Origin of the sequence: Enterobacter sp. kpr-6 (genome assembly GCF_900116015.1) — a bacterium.
Lineage (GTDB): Bacteria > Pseudomonadota > Gammaproteobacteria > Enterobacterales > Enterobacteriaceae > Enterobacter_D.
The window spans coordinates 512,662-528,772 of the sequence record NZ_FOYH01000001.1 but is presented as its reverse complement, the minus strand read 5'-3'; the positions used below and the strand labels follow the sequence as shown (position 1 = coordinate 528,772).

Below are 16,111 nucleotides of genomic sequence, written 5' to 3'. Positions count from 1 at the left end.
GTATGGTATCGCTCCAGTCTATTCCTGTTGTGGAAATCACGCCACGCAGAATCTTCATCTTTTCAGGTAGAAAAGCCCGGTTTGCTACATTTTTGTAACAGCGGCACGAATTGCTCTCGACCCTAAAAGCAGCTTGTGTTGTGATCGGGGTTCAATAAATCGCTAAACAAGGTATACTCCTGCGATTCTCCCCTGATGTTTAATGTACTAAACGCTCCTGTGAGAGGATGCTACTGCACGCCATGACTCGACTCAGTTCCCCGATCCTGCAAACGCTGCTTGATACGGACGCTTACAAGCTGCATATGCAACAGGCCGTGTACCATCACTACGATGATGTGCAGGTGGCTGCCGAATTCCGTTGCCGTGGTGACGACCTGCTGGGCATCTATGCTGATGCCATCCGCGAGCAGGTGGATGCCATGCAACATTTACGCTTGCAGGATGATGAATTCCAGTGGCTTTCCAGCCTCCCCTTCTTTAAAGCTGACTATCTGAACTGGCTGCGCGATTTCCGCTACGATCCCGCTCAGGTCGTGGTGACCAATGATAATGGCAAGCTGAATATCCGCCTCACCGGGCCGTGGCGCGAAGTGATCATGTGGGAAGTGCCGCTGCTGGCGGTGATCAGCGAGCTGGTGCACCGCTATCGTTCGCCTGACATTGGGGTTGAACAGGCACTGGTGACCCTTGAAGAGAAACTTCAGGATTTTGCCCGCCTGACCGACGGCATGGATATGTCCTCTTTCCGTCTGATGGATTTTGGTACCCGCCGCCGTTTCTCCCGCGATGTTCAGCAGGCCATCGTTGAGCGTTTGCAAAAAGAGCCATGGTTTGTTGGCACCAGCAATTACGATCTGGCGCGTCGCCTGTCGCTGACCCCGATGGGCACTCAGGCGCACGAGTGGTTCCAGGCGCACCAGCAAATTAGTCCGGATCTGGCCACCAGTCAGCGTGCGGCGCTTGCGGCCTGGCTGCTCGAATACCCCGACAAGCTGGGTATCGCACTCACTGACTGCATCACCATGGACGCCTTTTTACGCGATTTCGGCGCGGAATTTGCCACCCGTTATCAGGGGCTGCGCCATGACTCCGGCGATCCGGTGGAATGGGGTGAGAAAGCCATCGCTCACTATCAGGCGCTGGGCATCGATCCGAAAAGCAAAGTGCTGGTGTTCTCCGATAACCTCAATTTGCACAAAGCGCTTGATTTGTATCGACACTTCTCGTCGCGCGTGAATTTAAGTTTCGGCATTGGCACACGCCTGACCTGTGATATCCCGCAGGTGAAGCCACTGAATATCGTGATCAAACTGGTGGAATGTAACGGTAAGCCGGTGGCGAAACTTTCGGATAGTCCCGGTAAAACCATCTGCCACGATAAAGCCTTTGTCCGTGCGCTACGTGAAGCCTTTGATTTACCCAAGGTGAAAAAAGCAAGTTAATGTCGTAAGGGAGCCTCACTGGCTCCCTTCTTTCTTATTAATTTCTCAATTCTTACCCGTTGCTGCGAATTCTGCTTGTCTGATTGCTCGCGCCAGGTAACATAGGTATCCCCCCATTTGGGCGGACAAGTGATTATTTTTCCCGACTATTAACAGAGAGAATATTATGAGCGTTGTGCCTGTAGCCGACGTACTCCAGGGCCGCGTAGCCGTTGACAGTGAAGTCACCGTGCGCGGATGGGTGCGTACCCGCCGAGATTCAAAAGCTGGCATCTCCTTCCTGGCCGTCTATGACGGTTCCTGCTTTGATCCTGTACAGGCCGTCATCAATAATTCTCTGCCCAATTACAATGAAGAAGTGCTGCGTTTAACCACCGGTTGCTCCGTTATCGTAACCGGCCAGGTTGTTGCGTCACCGGGCCAGGGCCAGAGTTTTGAAATTCAGGCGACCCACGTTGAAGTGACCGGCTGGGTTGACGATCCGGATACCTATCCGATGGCGGCGAAACGCCACAGCATTGAATACCTGCGCGAAGTGGCTCACCTGCGTCCGCGTACCAACATGATTGGTGCCGTTGCGCGCGTTCGTCATACCCTGGCGCAGGCACTGCACCGTTTCTTTGATGAGCAGGGCTTCTTCTGGGTATCTACCCCGCTGATTACTGCATCCGATACCGAAGGCGCAGGTGAAATGTTCCGTGTTTCAACACTGGATCTGGAAAACCTTCCGCGCAACGATCAGGGCAAAGTGGATTACGACAAAGATTTCTTTGGCAAAGAGTCCTTCCTGACCGTTTCCGGCCAGCTTAACGGCGAAACCTACGCCTGTGCGCTGTCTAAAATCTACACCTTCGGGCCGACTTTCCGTGCGGAAAACTCCAACACCAGCCGTCACCTGGCGGAATTCTGGATGTTAGAGCCGGAAGTGGCGTTTGCCGATCTGGAAGATAACGCCCGTCTGGCTGAAGCGATGCTGAAATACGCATTCCAGGCTGTACTGAACGAGCGTATGGACGATCTGAAATTCTTCGCTGAACGCGTGGACAAAGACGCTATTGCCCGCCTTGAGCGTTTCGTTGCGGCAGATTTCGCCCAGGTGGATTACACCGATGCGATCACCATTCTGGAAAACTGCGGTGAGAAATTCGAAAACCCGGTTTACTGGGGCGTGGATTTGTCCTCTGAACACGAGCGCTATCTCGCCGAGAAACACTTCAAAGCCCCGGTGGTGATGAAGAACTACCCGAAAGAGATCAAAGCGTTTTACATGCGCCTTAACGACGACGGTAAAACAGTTGCCGCGATGGACGTGTTAGCGCCGGGTATCGGTGAAATCATCGGCGGTTCCCAGCGTGAAGAGCGTCTGGATGTGCTCGATGCGCGCATGGCGGAAATGGGTCTGAATAAAGAAGACTACTGGTGGTATCGCGATCTGCGTCGTTATGGCACCGTTCCACATGCAGGCTTCGGCCTGGGCTTTGAGCGCCTGATTGCCTATGTCACCGGTGTTCAGAACGTTCGTGACGTGATCCCGTTCCCACGTACGCCACGTAACGCCAGCTTCTAAAAAACAGAAAGGGTCAGTGCAAACTGGCCCTTTTTATTATCCGTAATGTCAACTTTTGTTAACAAAACCTCAGCATAATTAGACTGCACTCCCTTTCCTTCGCTTCTTTATAATTGTCATTTCCCTGAAACAAATGTGTACAAAATTTATCCCATACGTTTATTGCGGATAAGTTTTGTCTTAAGCATTAGCACATTTGGATAATTATACCCGGCATTCTGGATGGCTAAACCCAACTATAAGAAAAAGTGAGATAAGAATGATTCCTAAATAAGAAATGCCGTTATCAACATTAAATATAAGCAATTCATATATATAGGAATGGAAGCGCTGTTTTTCCAGGCAGGCAGTCCGGAAATTTGAGGTGGTTCACAAAGTTCCTCAAATTACACATTTAGTTACACATAATTTCTTTTTGTTACTGCTTTAAGACATTTGTAGCACTTTGGGGCTAGCGAAACGATTACATGAATGGAAAGATGCCTCTCAGACACAGAGAGACACCAAACTCTCATCAATAGTTCCGTAAATAATTATTGACGGAATTTATTGCGAGCAGTGGCAGGTGTTCATAAAAACCTAATGAGGGTAATAAATAATGATGAAGCGCAATATTCTGGCAGTGGTTATCCCTGCACTGCTGGTAGCAGGTGCTGCTAACGCCGCGGAAGTTTACAACAAAGACGGCAACAAGCTGGACCTGTACGGTAAAGTTGTTGGCGAGCACGGCTTTGTGACCTCTGGTGACAACACCTCCAACAAAGATTCCTCTTACGGCCAGATCGGCTTCAAAGGCGAAACTCAGGTTAACGATCAAGTTACCGGTTACGGCCAGTGGGAATACCGTACTAAAGCGGGCAACGCTGAAGGCAACCAGGACAACGTAACTCGTCTGGCTTTCGCAGGTATCAAAGTTGCTGACGCTGGCTCTCTGGACTACGGTCGTAACTACGGCATCGTATACGACGTAGAATCCTACACCGATATGGCTCCGTCCTTCTCTGGCGAAACCTGGGGCGGCGGTTACACCGACAACTTCATGACCAGCCGTTCTACTGGTCTCCTGACCTACCGCACCAGCGATTTCTTCGGTGCAGTTGACGGTCTGAGCCTGGGCCTGCAGTACCAGGGTAAAAACGACCGTGGTGACCTGCGTCAGTCAAATGGTGACGGCTTCGGTACTTCCCTGGGTTATGAATTCGGCGAAGGCTTCGCTGTAATCGGTTCTTACAGCACGGCTAACCGTACTGTTGAGCAGAAAGAAGATGGTAAAGGCGATCGCGCTGACGCGTGGGCTGTTGGTGCGAAATATGACGCAAACAACATCTACCTGGCCGCTGTGTATGCTGAAACCCGCAACATGAGCATCGTTGGCACCAGCACCGGTTCTAACACCATCACTACCAACGATGACGGCGACCTGGTTGCTTACAACGTTGCTAACAAAACTCAGAACTTCGAAGTGATTGCTCAGTACCAGTTCGATTTCGGTCTGCGTCCGTCCGTGTCTTACGTTCAGTCTAAAGGCAAAGACCTGCAAGACGCTGGCAGCACCGCTCAGTACGATCGCGACCTGGCTAAATACGTGACTGTTGGTACTTACTACTACTTCAACAAAAACTTCAACGTATACGGCGACTACCGTATCAACCTGCTGGATGACGAAGACGCAGCGACCAGCTGGGTTGGCACAGCAGACCAGGTTACTCTGGGTGTGACTTACCAGTTCTAATCTCGGTAAAACCTCGTTATATGCTTATTAAACAGGGCTTCGGCCCTGTTTTTTTATGCCTGTCATTCATGCTGCTAATTTCAGAACTCTTCTTATTTCTTTTTCTCGCAAACGGTTGGCATTTGCCTGTTCTGCCGTTAACCTGATAGCGGATTTCCCTTTTGTCACCACAATGGAACCTCGTCATGTTTGAGAAAATTACCGCTGCCCCTGCCGACCCTATTCTGGGCCTGGCCGATCTGTTTCGTGCCGATGAACGCCCGACTAAAATCAATCTGGGCATCGGCGTTTATAAAGATGAAACCGGCAAGACCCCTGTGCTGACCAGCGTAAAAAAAGCTGAGCAGTATCTGCTGGAAAATGAAACGACTAAAAATTACCTCGGCATTGACGGTATTCCAGAATTTGGCCGTTGCACCCAGGAACTGCTGTTTGGTAAAGGCAGCGCCATTATCAACGACAAACGCGCCCGCACGGCGCAAACGCCTGGCGGCACCGGCGCACTGCGCGTGGCGGCGGATTTCCTCGCGAAAAACACCGACGTGAAACGCGTCTGGGTGAGCAATCCGAGCTGGCCGAACCACAAGAGCGTGTTTAACTCCGCAGGTCTTGAAGTGTGTGAGTACGCGTATTATGACGCGGCTAATCACACGCTGGATTTTGATGGTCTGCTGGCAAGCCTGAACGACGCTCAGGCCGGTGACGTGGTGCTGTTCCATGGCTGCTGCCATAACCCAACCGGGATCGACCCGACTCTTGAGCAGTGGCAGACGCTCGCCGGACTGTCAGTACAGAAAGGCTGGCTGCCACTGTTCGACTTCGCCTATCAGGGCTTTGCCCGTGGTCTGGAAGAAGATGCTGAAGGCCTGCGCGCCTTTGCCGCTCTGCATCAGGAACTGATTGTTGCCAGCTCCTACTCGAAAAACTTCGGTCTTTATAACGAGCGCGTCGGTGCCTGTACGCTGGTCTCAGCCGATGCTGAAACCGTTGACCGCGCCTTTAGCCAGATGAAATCGACCATCCGCGCAAACTACTCTAACCCACCGGCACACGGTGCTTCTGTGGTGGCAACCATTCTCAGCAACGAAGCACTGCGCACGCTCTGGGAACAGGAGTTAACCGATATGCGTCAGCGTATCCAGCGCATGCGCTTACTGTTTGTGAACACGCTGGCAGAGAAAGGCGCGAAAGGTGATTTCAGCTTTATCATCAAGCAAAACGGCATGTTCTCATTCAGCGGACTGACCAAAGAGCAGGTGTTGCGCCTACGCGAAGAGTTCGGTGTGTATGCGGTAGCATCCGGTCGCGTTAACGTCGCCGGGATGACGCCGGATAACATGTCGCCGTTATGTGAAGCGATTGTCGCGGTGCTATAAGTCACAACAACACTGTTGCAGGCTCGTGCACAAATAAAAAAGGTCGCTTAAGCGACCTTTTTTCATTACCACACCTTTCATTACCACACCGGCATTTCGTCCTGCAGGAAGGGATTGTGCAGACGCTCATTACCGAGCGTAGACATCGGCCCGTGACCGGGAATAAATGTCACGTCATCACCTAACGGCAGCAGTTTGCGCTTAATCGAATCGATCAGTTGACCGTGATCGCCGCGCGGAAAATCACTGCGTCCGACGCCGCCTTTAAAAATCACATCCCCTGAGACCAGCTGACGTGAGGCGTTGTCAAAAAAGACGATATGGCCCGGCGTATGACCAGGACAGTGCAGTACATCCAGACGAACATTCCCCACGTTAACGCTCTCCCCTTCGCTCAGCCAGCGATCGGGCGTTAACGGCTGGCACTCGTCCAGACCAAACATACGGCTCTGGGCGGGTAAACCCTGAAGCCAGAACTCATCTTCTTTTTCCGGGCCAATCACCGGCACACCATAATGCTGCGCCAGTTCTGCGGCGGCACCCACATGATCAAGATGACCATGGGTGAGTAAAATCTGCGTCAGTGTTACGCCGAGGCTGTCCACTTCCTGTTTGATTTTCTCTGCATCACCGCCAGGATCGACAACCGCTGCCTGCCGTGTTTCTTCGCACCAGATTAAAGAACAGTTCTGAGAGAAGGCGGTAACCGGAATAATACGATAGTTCATACAGCTCCTGTGTAGTTAGGCTTACCAGTGCCGAACCGGCCCGGTATCAATATGCACAAAGTTGCTACTTGGGTAATATCCTACACCACCCGAGCGCAGAGATAACGCGGCTTTGCGAATATTGCTTAAGGAAATCCCTTCAATGTGGAAATCCATTGCCTGACCTTTGGTGTGGTAGCTTTTCTTCGCCACACCGCGGCTGTGAGCGCGAAGCTCATTGTTGGTATCGAGGGAACGATAGCCAGAGATTAGCTGTACCGGTTTGCGCGTGCCGAGAAGCCCCTGCAAACGAAACAGCTGATCGAACAGTTTAGGATCGATGGATTTAACCTTATTCGCGCGGTAATCGCGGAAGAAATGGTTAAGCTTTGCTAATTCATCCTGAATATAGCCCCGTCCATCAAAAAACTGTGCTTTGATCGTCTCACCGGTATGCAGGTTATTGAGCGTCAAAATACGTGGGCGTGGGGTGGAGAGTGTCGCAAGTGCAGGCGTAGGTAAGATGACAGCCGCCCCAAGGGCAACGCCACCTAACGCCAGCAGTTTGCGGCGATTAGCGTCAAATTTATCCATGATAATCAGGTCTACAGGTAAAAAGTTGCGTAATTTATGCACTTCTGGCGCACGAAAGGCACCTTACCGGGCAATGCTGCCTGCGTCAAGGTGGCCTCCCCCCGACAGAAACAGGCGCTTATGCTTCTAAGACCTGTTTCTGCCCGGTACTACGACATCGGACAATTCCGAACTGCTTCATTTACCTGATTAATTGTTCAGCTTTTGTGAGGATTTGTGCGCCCGATCGCGCGGTGAGATCGTAATTGTAAATATCTGTACGATACTGCATACGCCCGTCTGCACCGACGAAGGCGGTGAGGTAATAGAGATTCACCGGAATGTTATGGCGAATATTCACGTAACGGGTATCGCCCTGGCGTAACGCGTCGGAAATCCGCGTATCGTTCCACCCGGCATCTGACAGCAGCATATTGGCCAGTTCAGAGGCTTTGTTAACCCTGACACAGCCGGAACTCAACGCGCGCGCATCTTTCTGGAACAGATTATGGTTCGGCGTATCGTGCAGATAGATAGCATCGGAACTCGGCATATTGAATTTATAGCGCCCCAGCGAGTTGGTCGCCCCCGGTGCCTGCTGGAAGCGGAACGGCAGATTGGATGGCGTAATGGTGCCCCAGTCGACATTCCACGGATCGATCGCTTCTTTACTGTTCCAGCCACGCAGCACGGTATAACCGTGGCGTTCCAGATAGCCCGGATCGTTCCATACCTTTGGCAGAATATCTTTGCGTGCCAGCGTCGGCGGCACGTTCCACGGCGGGTTCACCACCACGTTATTGAGCGCGCTGCTCATCATCGGCGTTTTACGATCCGGTCGCCCGACAATGACGCGGGAAGCCAGCACCTGATTACCCTGCTGGTAATAGACCAGCGAATAGGCCGGAATATTCACCATAATGCCGGTTGAAACTTTCCCCGGCAGCAGGCGCAAACGCTGAATGTTGAGTGCCAGTACGCCCGCGCGCTGTGCGGAGGAGACGTTCAGCGCCTCGCGCGTGGATTGCCCAATTACTCCATCTGCACCCAGCCCCTGCCAGGCCTGAAAGCGCTTCACCCCTTCGACCAGTTCTTTGTTGTAGGCGCTGCGCACGGCGGTCACCGGCTTTGCTTTCTTCGCGCGCTGAACGGGCGTGGGTTCGTTAGCCGCAGTATCGGTCACGCTCACCGCCGACGGGCTCACCACCACGCCATCCGATGCGTCATCGCCCGGTAGCGCAATGTCAGGGCCGTCGTCCAGCATCCCGGTACGCTGAAGGATTTCCCGCAGCGCCGCCACGTCATTACTCCACTGGCCAGGGCGCAGCGTCGCCGTACCGGTTAACTGCGGCCAGGGTTGGGTATCTGCCACCAGCTTTAACAGCGAACTGTGCATCAGGGCATACTGGTCATGCTGCGGCGTCAGGCGGGCAATGAATGCCGGCAACGTATTGTTATCCAGCGCCAGCTGCCACTGGTTAGTGACTGAAAGCGGGGGCGTCGCCATGGCGTAAGGTTTGCTGCTGTAGAGCCAGGTATTGCCTTTGACCGGGATACCGGCAACAAATTGCAGATACCCCATCATTGCGTCCGACAGCACCACGTCACGCGCCATACCGGTCACTGCCGGATCGGTCAGTAATTCAACCCAGGCGGTAAACTGCGGCTGGAAGCCAGCAATCGCCACTTCAGCCAGTTGCTGCTGGAAGGCTTTCACCGCTTCACGATCGTCCCACATCGGCTTTTGCTCACGGGCGGCATACAGGGCAACGAGCTGATTCATATAGACAGGTGTATAACCGGCAGGCAATTCTGCCGTCAGCGTGCTGCGGCTGCTGGCAAGCGCACCGTCAGGCAGCGTTTCCAGCCCGGCCATTACCGCCGTCGCATGCGACTGTGCAAGCGGCTGCGACAGCGTCGTCGGCTGCGCGCCCGTCGTTGCCGAACTGTCAGAAGGCACCACTTCAGGCTCATCGGCCAGGGCGTTAAACAGCGGAGCAAACGCGAATGCCAGGCACAAACTGAGTGCGGACATTCTGCGACCATTTCTTTTCTTTAGCATCATCCCTTGCCCCCTGCTTTTTATCTTTAACGCATCAATTAACGCGTTACGTTTAATCAGTATATAAAGACTAAAAAACATTTGCCCATCCAAATGTAAAGAACTTTAAAGAAGCGGAATGGCTTATGGCGATTTTTATGAAAAAGAAAAGGGTGGCAAAAATGCCACCCTTTTTATTCAGCGTTTGTCAGGACGCGGTGGCCTGTGTTTCACCGGGCAACGGTTCCGGCAACTGAGGCGCAAATCCGCGCAGCCCCACCACATGCACATGTTCCTGATTGTTAAACACCTTACGCACCAGTTTATAGGTGGTGCCTTTTTCCGGGCTGATGTTTTCCGGTGCCGCGATGATCAGCTGCATTTCAAGGCGCTCGCACAACTCAAACAGCGTGGCGATAGAGCGGGCATCCAGACGCGCCGCTTCATCGAGGAACAGCAGACGGCACGGCGAAATGTCTTTACCGCGCAGGCGTCGGGCTTCATCTTCCCAGCTCTGCACCACCATCACCAGAATCGACATCCCGGTACCGATCGCTTCCCCGGTCGACAGCGCGCCAGATTCCGCGCGCAGCCAGCCGTCGGAACCACGATTAACTTCCACTTCCATCTCCAGATAGTTGCGGTAGTCCAGCAGTTCCTCACCGATGGTTTGCGGCGTGCGCTGCCCCATATCGATGTGCGGATTCAGACGCTGATAAAGTTTCGCCAGCGCCTCCGAGAAGGTCAGGCGGTTGCTGTTAAACAGATCCTGATGCTGCTCGTGCTGTTCAGAGAGCACGTTCAGCAGCGTGGCGTGGGTTTCCCGCACGTTCACATTCAGCCGCACGCTGTTCACCTGGCCGAAGGAAACGCTCTGCAGGCCCTGGTTGAGCTGACGGATACGGTTCTGTTCGCGCTGGATCGTTTTGCGGATGATGTTCGCCGCGCTGCGGGAGCTGATCGCCAGCGTCTTCTCGCGGGAAGTCAGTTCTTCAGTCAGGCGACTCAGTTCAATTTCCATCTGCTCGATGGCTTCGACCGGGTCGTCAGTGCGGATAATGTCCTGGCGAATACGTTCGCGCAGATGCTGGTAAACCGCCACGAAGAACTGAATTTTACGCTCAGGCCGCTTCGGATCTTCCGACATGCGCAGCACATCGCGCAGGTGTTCGTTATCCGCCACCGCCAGACGCAGCGCGCCGAGCGCCTTATCCGACATCGAACGCAATTCATCGGCGGAGAGATACGCCAGCTCGCGACGGTGCAGACGGCGCTCCACGCCATTGTCTTTCACCATGCGCATCACCGCGCACCAGCCTGCTTTCGACGTCACCACCTGCTCACGCATGGCGAAGTAATCGCGTTCCAGATGTTTGAGTCGGCGCGTCAGGTTCGTCATCTCCGATTCACACAGCGTAAGGGCTTTTTCAAGCTGATTACGGCGCGAGCGGTTACCGGAAAGCTGGGCATGGAGTTCGTCACGACGAATCCGCGCCCGCTCTTCCGCGCCGCTGTCGGCACGCACACCGATGTCCTGCAACTCTTTGTGCAGATCGTTAAGCAGCTCTTTTTTGGTGTCATACGAGCTTTTCAGCGACGCCTGCACCTGGCTGTACTGGCTCAGTTGTGCCGCGTGGCTGCGCATCGCTTCACGGGCGCGGGTACGTTCACCTTCCGCCTGCTCCAGGCGCTGGCGCAGCTTCTCGTTGAGATCGCTGTTGCCGGTGAGCATATCCGCCGAATCGCTGTAGCTGAAGTGCGCGCGGCGCTGGACCACTTCGATCAGCGCAAACGCCTGCTGACGTGCATCGCGCTGCACCTGCTGCGAATACGCGTAATCTTCTTTTAACTGCTCGTACTGTTCCGGGTCGCTTTGCAGCACGCTGACCACCGGTTCCAGTTTCGCCAGTTGATTGCCAAACTGCTGAATAAACCGTGCCGCTTCCTGGGCTTCGTCCAGACGCTCACGAATTTCATCAGCCCGGTCAGCTAATGTTTCATCGGCCAGCAGGCTGACGCGCGGCAACAGACGGTTGAGGATGCTGACACCCTCTTTCGCCTGCTCGAACTGCGCGCGGCTTTGCTGATTGTCGTTTTCATGGGTGTTCAGACTGCGCTCAAGCTCACCGCGACGACTGTTGAGTTTGCGGATCTCCGCTTCCGGATCGTCTTCAAACGCCACACCAATATGGCTGCCGATAAAGCGGCTGAACGCCTGGTGCAGACGCTGGGTTTTCTGCACGTCAAACGAGAGCGTGGCAAAGCGTTCGGACAGCGTTTCGCGCTCGGCATGCAGGCTTTCGATACGGCTTTCACGCGCGGCACGGCCAAACAGCGGCAACGCCGGGAAGCGCGAGTAACGCCACTGGCGGTCGGCGACTTTGACGATCACCGCTTTTTCCAGTTCGTCGACGCCAAACACGCTGTCATCAAACGACTGCGGATCGCCCTCAATGAGATAGAGATCTTCCGGGCAGTCGTCCAGCCCTTCCAGTTGTTCGGTGATCAGCGACAGATCCGGCACCACAATCGCGTGGCGCGACGGGCCGTACAGCGCAGAATAATAAGGCGCGTCTTCGAGGCTTACATCGTCATAAATTTCTGACAGCAGCACGCCACCAAAACGTTCCGCCAGCGTATTCAGACGCGGATCTTCCGAGCCACCCGGCTGGCTTAAACGTTCAATTTCATCATCGACCGCCCGCTTGCGCGCACCAACTTCATCGCGTTCAACAATGGCTTCGCGCTCGCGCTCCAGCAACTGTTGCAGGTACTCGGTCACGTCCTGGCTGGTTTCGAATGCTTCGCCCGTCTGATCGCACAGTTGCGAAAGACTGTTCTGCGCCGCCAGCCACACCGGAGCGCGCTTCATTAATAGCTGAATGCGCGACTGCAACTGCTCCAGTTCCTGACGCAGCGCCATGCGCTGTTCCCCGGCACTGGAAACGGTGTCCGACAGCGCGGCGATTTGCGCTTCAAGCTGGTGATGCAGCGCTTCCAGCTCGTCGGCCTCAACGTTTTTGCCGTGGCGTTTGCAGAAATCGGCCAGCAGGCGTTCGGCATCCTGCTGCTCGCGCAGACGCTGTTCCAGCTCGTTCAGACGCATACGCAGCGGCTGGACCTGTTCCGCCAGATGGCGCTGGTTAACGCCGTCGCGCAGCAATTCACGCGCCACGCTCCAGGCCTCGTCACGTGCCAGCGGGCCGTTGATGGCCGCCACCAGTTGATACGCCTGTTCAAACTGGCTGTGCGCGGTCTGCGCGACGCTCATTTTCTGATCGAGCATCAGCAGTTTTTCAGTCGCTTCCTGCTCTTTGGCCTGGAAGGTTTCCAGCCATTCGTCGGCGCTTTCCGCCGTCAGATCCGGCAGATGGCACAGCTCGCGGGCGCGCTGTAACGCCTGCAACGCCTGGCTGTACTGAATGGCGCGGGTCTGCTGCACGTCCAGCGCCTGCTGATAGTTGGCAAGCTGGCTTTTCAGCTCATCCACTTCCAGTTCGGCGGCTTCGGCGCGGGCTTCGTTCTCTTCCTGCATGTCGGCGGCTTCTGCCACCACTTCGTTCTGTTCTTCGAGACGGATTTGCAGCTCGTCGAGATCCGCTTCATAGCGCTCGATTTTTTCCTGCTGACGCAGCGCGGTTTGCACCAGGTTCAGGTGATCGCTGGCCGCCTGGTAATCCGCTTCCAGATCCCCTTCCGCTCCGGCGTGCTCCGACAGTTCGCGCGCCATATCGACGTGCTTATACTGCTCCGCCGACAGTTGCTGGCGGGAGGTAAACAGCTCGCGGCGCAGTGTCAGCGCCTGATCGAGATGAATGCGGCGCTCGTTGGCATGACGCATATAGTCAGACGCCACGTAGTTGGTGGCCTCTGAAATCAGGTGCTTAAAGAGATCCCTGTCCGACTGGGTGACGCGAATGGCCTCCAGCGTCAGACGGTTTTCGCGCAGCGCCGCTTCCATATCCTGGAAGGCTTTACGCACGCCGCTGTTTTCCGGCAGCAAATAGTCGCGCAGTGAGCGGGTGATGGCGCTGGAGATCCCGCCGTACAGCGAGGCCTCAATCAGGCGGTAGAACTTGCTGCGGTCCGATGCCGAGCGAAGACGGCGGGCGACAATGCCTAAATCGAACATCAGCGAGTGGTAATCGGTGATGGAGTTAAACTGCTTGAACTGCACCCCTTCCATCTCGTCGAGCTTCTCTTTTAGCTCGTTCAGCGATACCACGCGCGCCTGGCGGTCGTTCAGGGTTTCAGTTAACAACTGCGTCGGCTGGATGGACGTCGGCAGGCCCTGAATAGCAAAAGGTTTGATATCGACTTTCCGATCGCGCCCGGCAACCTGTTGCAGGCGCACGCCGACCACTACGCGCTGGTGACGTGAGTTCATCACATCCAGCACTGAATAGCAGACGCCCGCTTTCAGTTTGCCGTGCAGCCCTTTGTCGCGCGAACCGCTGGTCGCGCCCGCTTCGGTGGTGTTACGGAAATGCAGCAGCGTCAGATCCGGGATCAGCGCCGTGACGAACGCCGCCATGGTGGTGGATTTACCGGCACCGTTACCGCCGGAGAGCGTGGTCACCAGCTCGTCGAGGTCAAAGGTGCGGGCAAAAAAGCCGTTCCAGTTAATCAGCGTGAGTGAGCGAAATTTACCGCGATCAATCATTATTCTTCCTCCCCTCCATCCGGTTGAGTCTCTTCCTGCTCATCATTAAGCTGGAGATTGTTATCAATCTGCATCGCTTCACCATCACGGATCAGGCGGCGCTGCGCTTCACGCGGATCGTCGCCGCTGCGCACATCCGCACCAAAGCGGAACACCGATTCGTTGATGCGAAACTTGCTGCTGTCGTTACCCATAAACCAGATCATGCCGAGGCGACGCAGGCGATTTAAGGAAGAACGCACTTTTTCCTGCAATTTCTGCCGATCCACATCGGAACCGGTGGAACGGTTGTTCACCAGTTTCAGCAGTTTCATTTCATCGGCCAGTGACAGCAGTTCGTCGTACAGCTCCTGCTGACTGAAGATGCCTTCGTTAGCCAGACGCTCCGGGCTGAGATAGAGGTAGCAGAGAATTTTGCCGACCATCATGTCGAGTTCGGACAGCACCGAGCGCGGGATGAGCGTGGTTGAACGCGGGCGCAGATAGAAGAAACCTTCCGGGGCGCGGATAAGCTCGACGTTATAGCGCGCGTAAAACTCTTCCAGATACTCCTGAAAATCCATTAAAAAGACATGATTATCCAGTTCATCCAGACCAATGTGGCGACCAGCACGCAGTGCGCTGTCCAGCGCGGGAAATAACGGATTCGCCAACGCCTGTGCCAGTTTAACTGGCATCACTTTTTCAATACTTGTCAATGACATGCGCCTGTACCCTGGCTCCGTAATCGTTAATCGCCTGCCACTCTGGCGGCAGACCGGTGAAATCTTTTTGCGCCACGCCGAGGCGTACCGCCTGATCGACCACTATGCGCGCGACGTCAAAGTGACGCGTGCGCGGATATTGCGTCAGATACTCGCGTACCACGAGGCCGAGATCGAGTGGCACTTGTCTGGTTTTATAGACTTCCAGTTGCGCTTCGATCATCGCGGCGAGCTGCTCGCGGATTTCATTAAATTCTTCAAATTCCAGATCCGGCGGCAGTTCACCGGTCACTTCTTCATCGCGCAGCGTCATCTCTTCATCGCGCATATCGTACAGCCTGTCAGCGCTGGCGTAGGTCAGCGCCCACGGCGCGTCGAAGTAGGATTGTACCGACTGGCGCAAACGCTGGGCAAAGACGCGGTTTTTATCCATATCGATGGCGGTACGAATAAATTTATGCACGTGACGGTCATAGCCAATCCACAGATCGATAGCCTGCTGGCCCCAGCTGATAATGCGATCGAGCTTGCTTTGCAGCTCAAAGACCAGCCGATCGACAAACTCCAGATCGTTGCGCGTCAGGGTTGCTTCCTGGATTTGCAGCAAATGGGCCTGCAGTTTATCGCCTGCGGCTTCCAGGGTGTCCTGCAACTCGCGCAGTGTACCGGAGGTTTCTGACAGTAAAAGTTCACAGCTGGAGATCGCCGCGCGCCAGTCTTTGTTAAGCAGCTGGGCGATGTCGTCTTTTACCAGTTGCTGTTGCTCATCCATGATGCGCTGCGTCAGATCGATGCTGTCGAAGATTTCCGCTACCGAATATTTCAGTGGCGCATAGACGTTGCGGTGCCAGTGGAATTCATCACCGCCTTCACCGGCGGCATCGGCCGCGCGTTTTAATTCGGCGGCGACGATGGAAAGCTGCATGGAGAGACGCAGCGTGGAAAACTCGCGCTGGCGAATGTAGTAATCGGTGATCCCCATGCCCAACGGCGTAAGTCGGTAAATGGCGTTGCCTTCGGCCTGTTCGCTGGTAAAGCGGTTCAGCAGACGCTGACGCACCATATCGTTGATTGCGTTGTTGGCGCGCACGTTAATGGTTTCGCTGCTTTGCTCAAACGCATCACTGACGTGGCGGAATGCGTCCACCAGTTCTCCTTCGCTCATTTCGCCATCCAGACGCTCACCGTTGAGCGTGGCGACGGCGAGCAGGAATGACAGCCTGTCGACCGGCAGGGCAATAGAAAAATCGTTCTTTCTGGCCCAGGCTACCAGTTCGGGTACTGTCTGAGAAAATTCACTCAT

The 16,111-nt window shown here is 54.7% G+C and carries 10 protein-coding genes; 4 read left to right on the top strand and 6 right to left on the bottom strand.

The genetic code is table 11. The features are described 5' to 3' along the window. Nucleotides 1-242 precede the first annotated feature (242 nt). The 4 genes from pncB (at nt 243) to BM373_RS02390 (ending at nt 6,120) form a co-directional block, all read left to right on the top strand. Entirely contained in the window at nt 243-1,445 is a 1,203-nt protein-coding gene (gene pncB, locus BM373_RS02405; RefSeq protein WP_090459027.1) for a nicotinate phosphoribosyltransferase, read from the top strand. A gap of 166 nt (nt 1,446-1,611) precedes the next feature. Beyond that, the gene (asnS, locus tag BM373_RS02400) at nt 1,612-3,012 is read left to right on the top strand and encodes an asparagine--tRNA ligase (protein WP_090459025.1); all 1,401 of its coding nucleotides are present in this window, start codon (nt 1,612-1,614) and stop codon (nt 3,010-3,012) included. Between the two features lie 598 nt (nt 3,013-3,610). Further along, nucleotides 3,611-4,744, top strand: coding sequence for a porin (locus BM373_RS02395; RefSeq protein WP_090459022.1), 1,134 nt, complete (start codon nt 3,611-3,613; stop codon nt 4,742-4,744). A gap of 185 nt (nt 4,745-4,929) precedes the next feature. Beyond that, entirely contained in the window at nt 4,930-6,120 is a 1,191-nt protein-coding gene (locus BM373_RS02390; protein WP_090459020.1) for an amino acid aminotransferase, read from the top strand. 80 nt (nt 6,121-6,200) lie between these two features. On the opposite strand, the gene BM373_RS02385 is transcribed toward BM373_RS02390, so the two are convergent. From BM373_RS02385 to mukF, 6 genes are all read right to left on the bottom strand, one after another. After that, nucleotides 6,201-6,848 carry an MBL fold metallo-hydrolase gene (locus BM373_RS02385; protein WP_090459016.1) on the bottom strand — a complete coding sequence of 216 codons (648 nt, stop codon included), beginning with the start codon at nt 6,846-6,848 and terminating at the stop codon, nt 6,201-6,203. 21 nt (nt 6,849-6,869) lie between these two features. After that, nucleotides 6,870-7,421, bottom strand: coding sequence for a peptidoglycan L,D-endopeptidase MepK (locus tag BM373_RS02380; RefSeq protein WP_090459967.1), 552 nt, complete (start codon nt 7,419-7,421; stop codon nt 6,870-6,872). A gap of 181 nt (nt 7,422-7,602) precedes the next feature. Next, entirely contained in the window at nt 7,603-9,465 is a 1,863-nt protein-coding gene (gene ldtD / locus BM373_RS02370; protein ID WP_090459014.1) for a L,D-transpeptidase, read from the bottom strand. A gap of 184 nt (nt 9,466-9,649) precedes the next feature. Next, nucleotides 9,650-14,104: a chromosome partition protein MukB gene (gene mukB, locus BM373_RS02365; protein ID WP_090459012.1), complete on the bottom strand. Its 4,455-nt coding sequence runs from the start codon at nt 14,102-14,104 to the stop codon at nt 9,650-9,652. Beyond that, the gene (gene mukE, locus BM373_RS02360) at nt 14,104-14,808 is read right to left on the bottom strand and encodes a chromosome partition protein MukE (protein ID WP_090459009.1); all 705 of its coding nucleotides are present in this window, start codon (nt 14,806-14,808) and stop codon (nt 14,104-14,106) included. The genes mukB and mukE overlap by 1 nt, the downstream gene beginning before the upstream one ends. Then, nucleotides 14,789-16,111 (bottom strand): chromosome partition protein MukF, encoded by a 1,323-nt coding sequence (gene mukF / locus BM373_RS02355; RefSeq protein WP_090459006.1) that lies wholly within the window; start codon nt 16,109-16,111, stop codon nt 14,789-14,791. The genes mukE and mukF overlap by 20 nt, the downstream gene beginning before the upstream one ends.

Bases quoted from the DNA above. Each gene is read 5' to 3' on its own strand.
- pncB (WP_090459027.1), top strand. From the start codon at position 243: ATGACTCGACTCAGTTCCCCGATCCTGCAAACGCTGCTTGATACGGAC.
- BM373_RS02390 (WP_090459020.1), top strand. From the start codon at position 4,930: ATGTTTGAGAAAATTACCGCTGCCCCTGCCGACCCTATTCTGGGCCTG.
- ldtD (WP_090459014.1), bottom strand. From the start codon at position 9,465: ATGATGCTAAAGAAAAGAAATGGTCGCAGAATGTCCGCACTCAGTTTG.
- BM373_RS02385 (WP_090459016.1), bottom strand. From the start codon at position 6,848: ATGAACTATCGTATTATTCCGGTTACCGCCTTCTCTCAGAACTGTTCT.
- BM373_RS02380 (WP_090459967.1), bottom strand. From the start codon at position 7,421: ATGGATAAATTTGACGCTAATCGCCGCAAACTGCTGGCGTTAGGTGGC.
- BM373_RS02395 (WP_090459022.1), top strand. From the start codon at position 3,611: ATGATGAAGCGCAATATTCTGGCAGTGGTTATCCCTGCACTGCTGGTA.
- asnS (WP_090459025.1), top strand. From the start codon at position 1,612: ATGAGCGTTGTGCCTGTAGCCGACGTACTCCAGGGCCGCGTAGCCGTT.
- mukE (WP_090459009.1), bottom strand. From the start codon at position 14,808: ATGTCATTGACAAGTATTGAAAAAGTGATGCCAGTTAAACTGGCACAG.
- mukF (WP_090459006.1), bottom strand. From the start codon at position 16,111: ATGAGTGAATTTTCTCAGACAGTACCCGAACTGGTAGCCTGGGCCAGA.
- mukB (WP_090459012.1), bottom strand. From the start codon at position 14,104: ATGATTGATCGCGGTAAATTTCGCTCACTCACGCTGATTAACTGGAAC.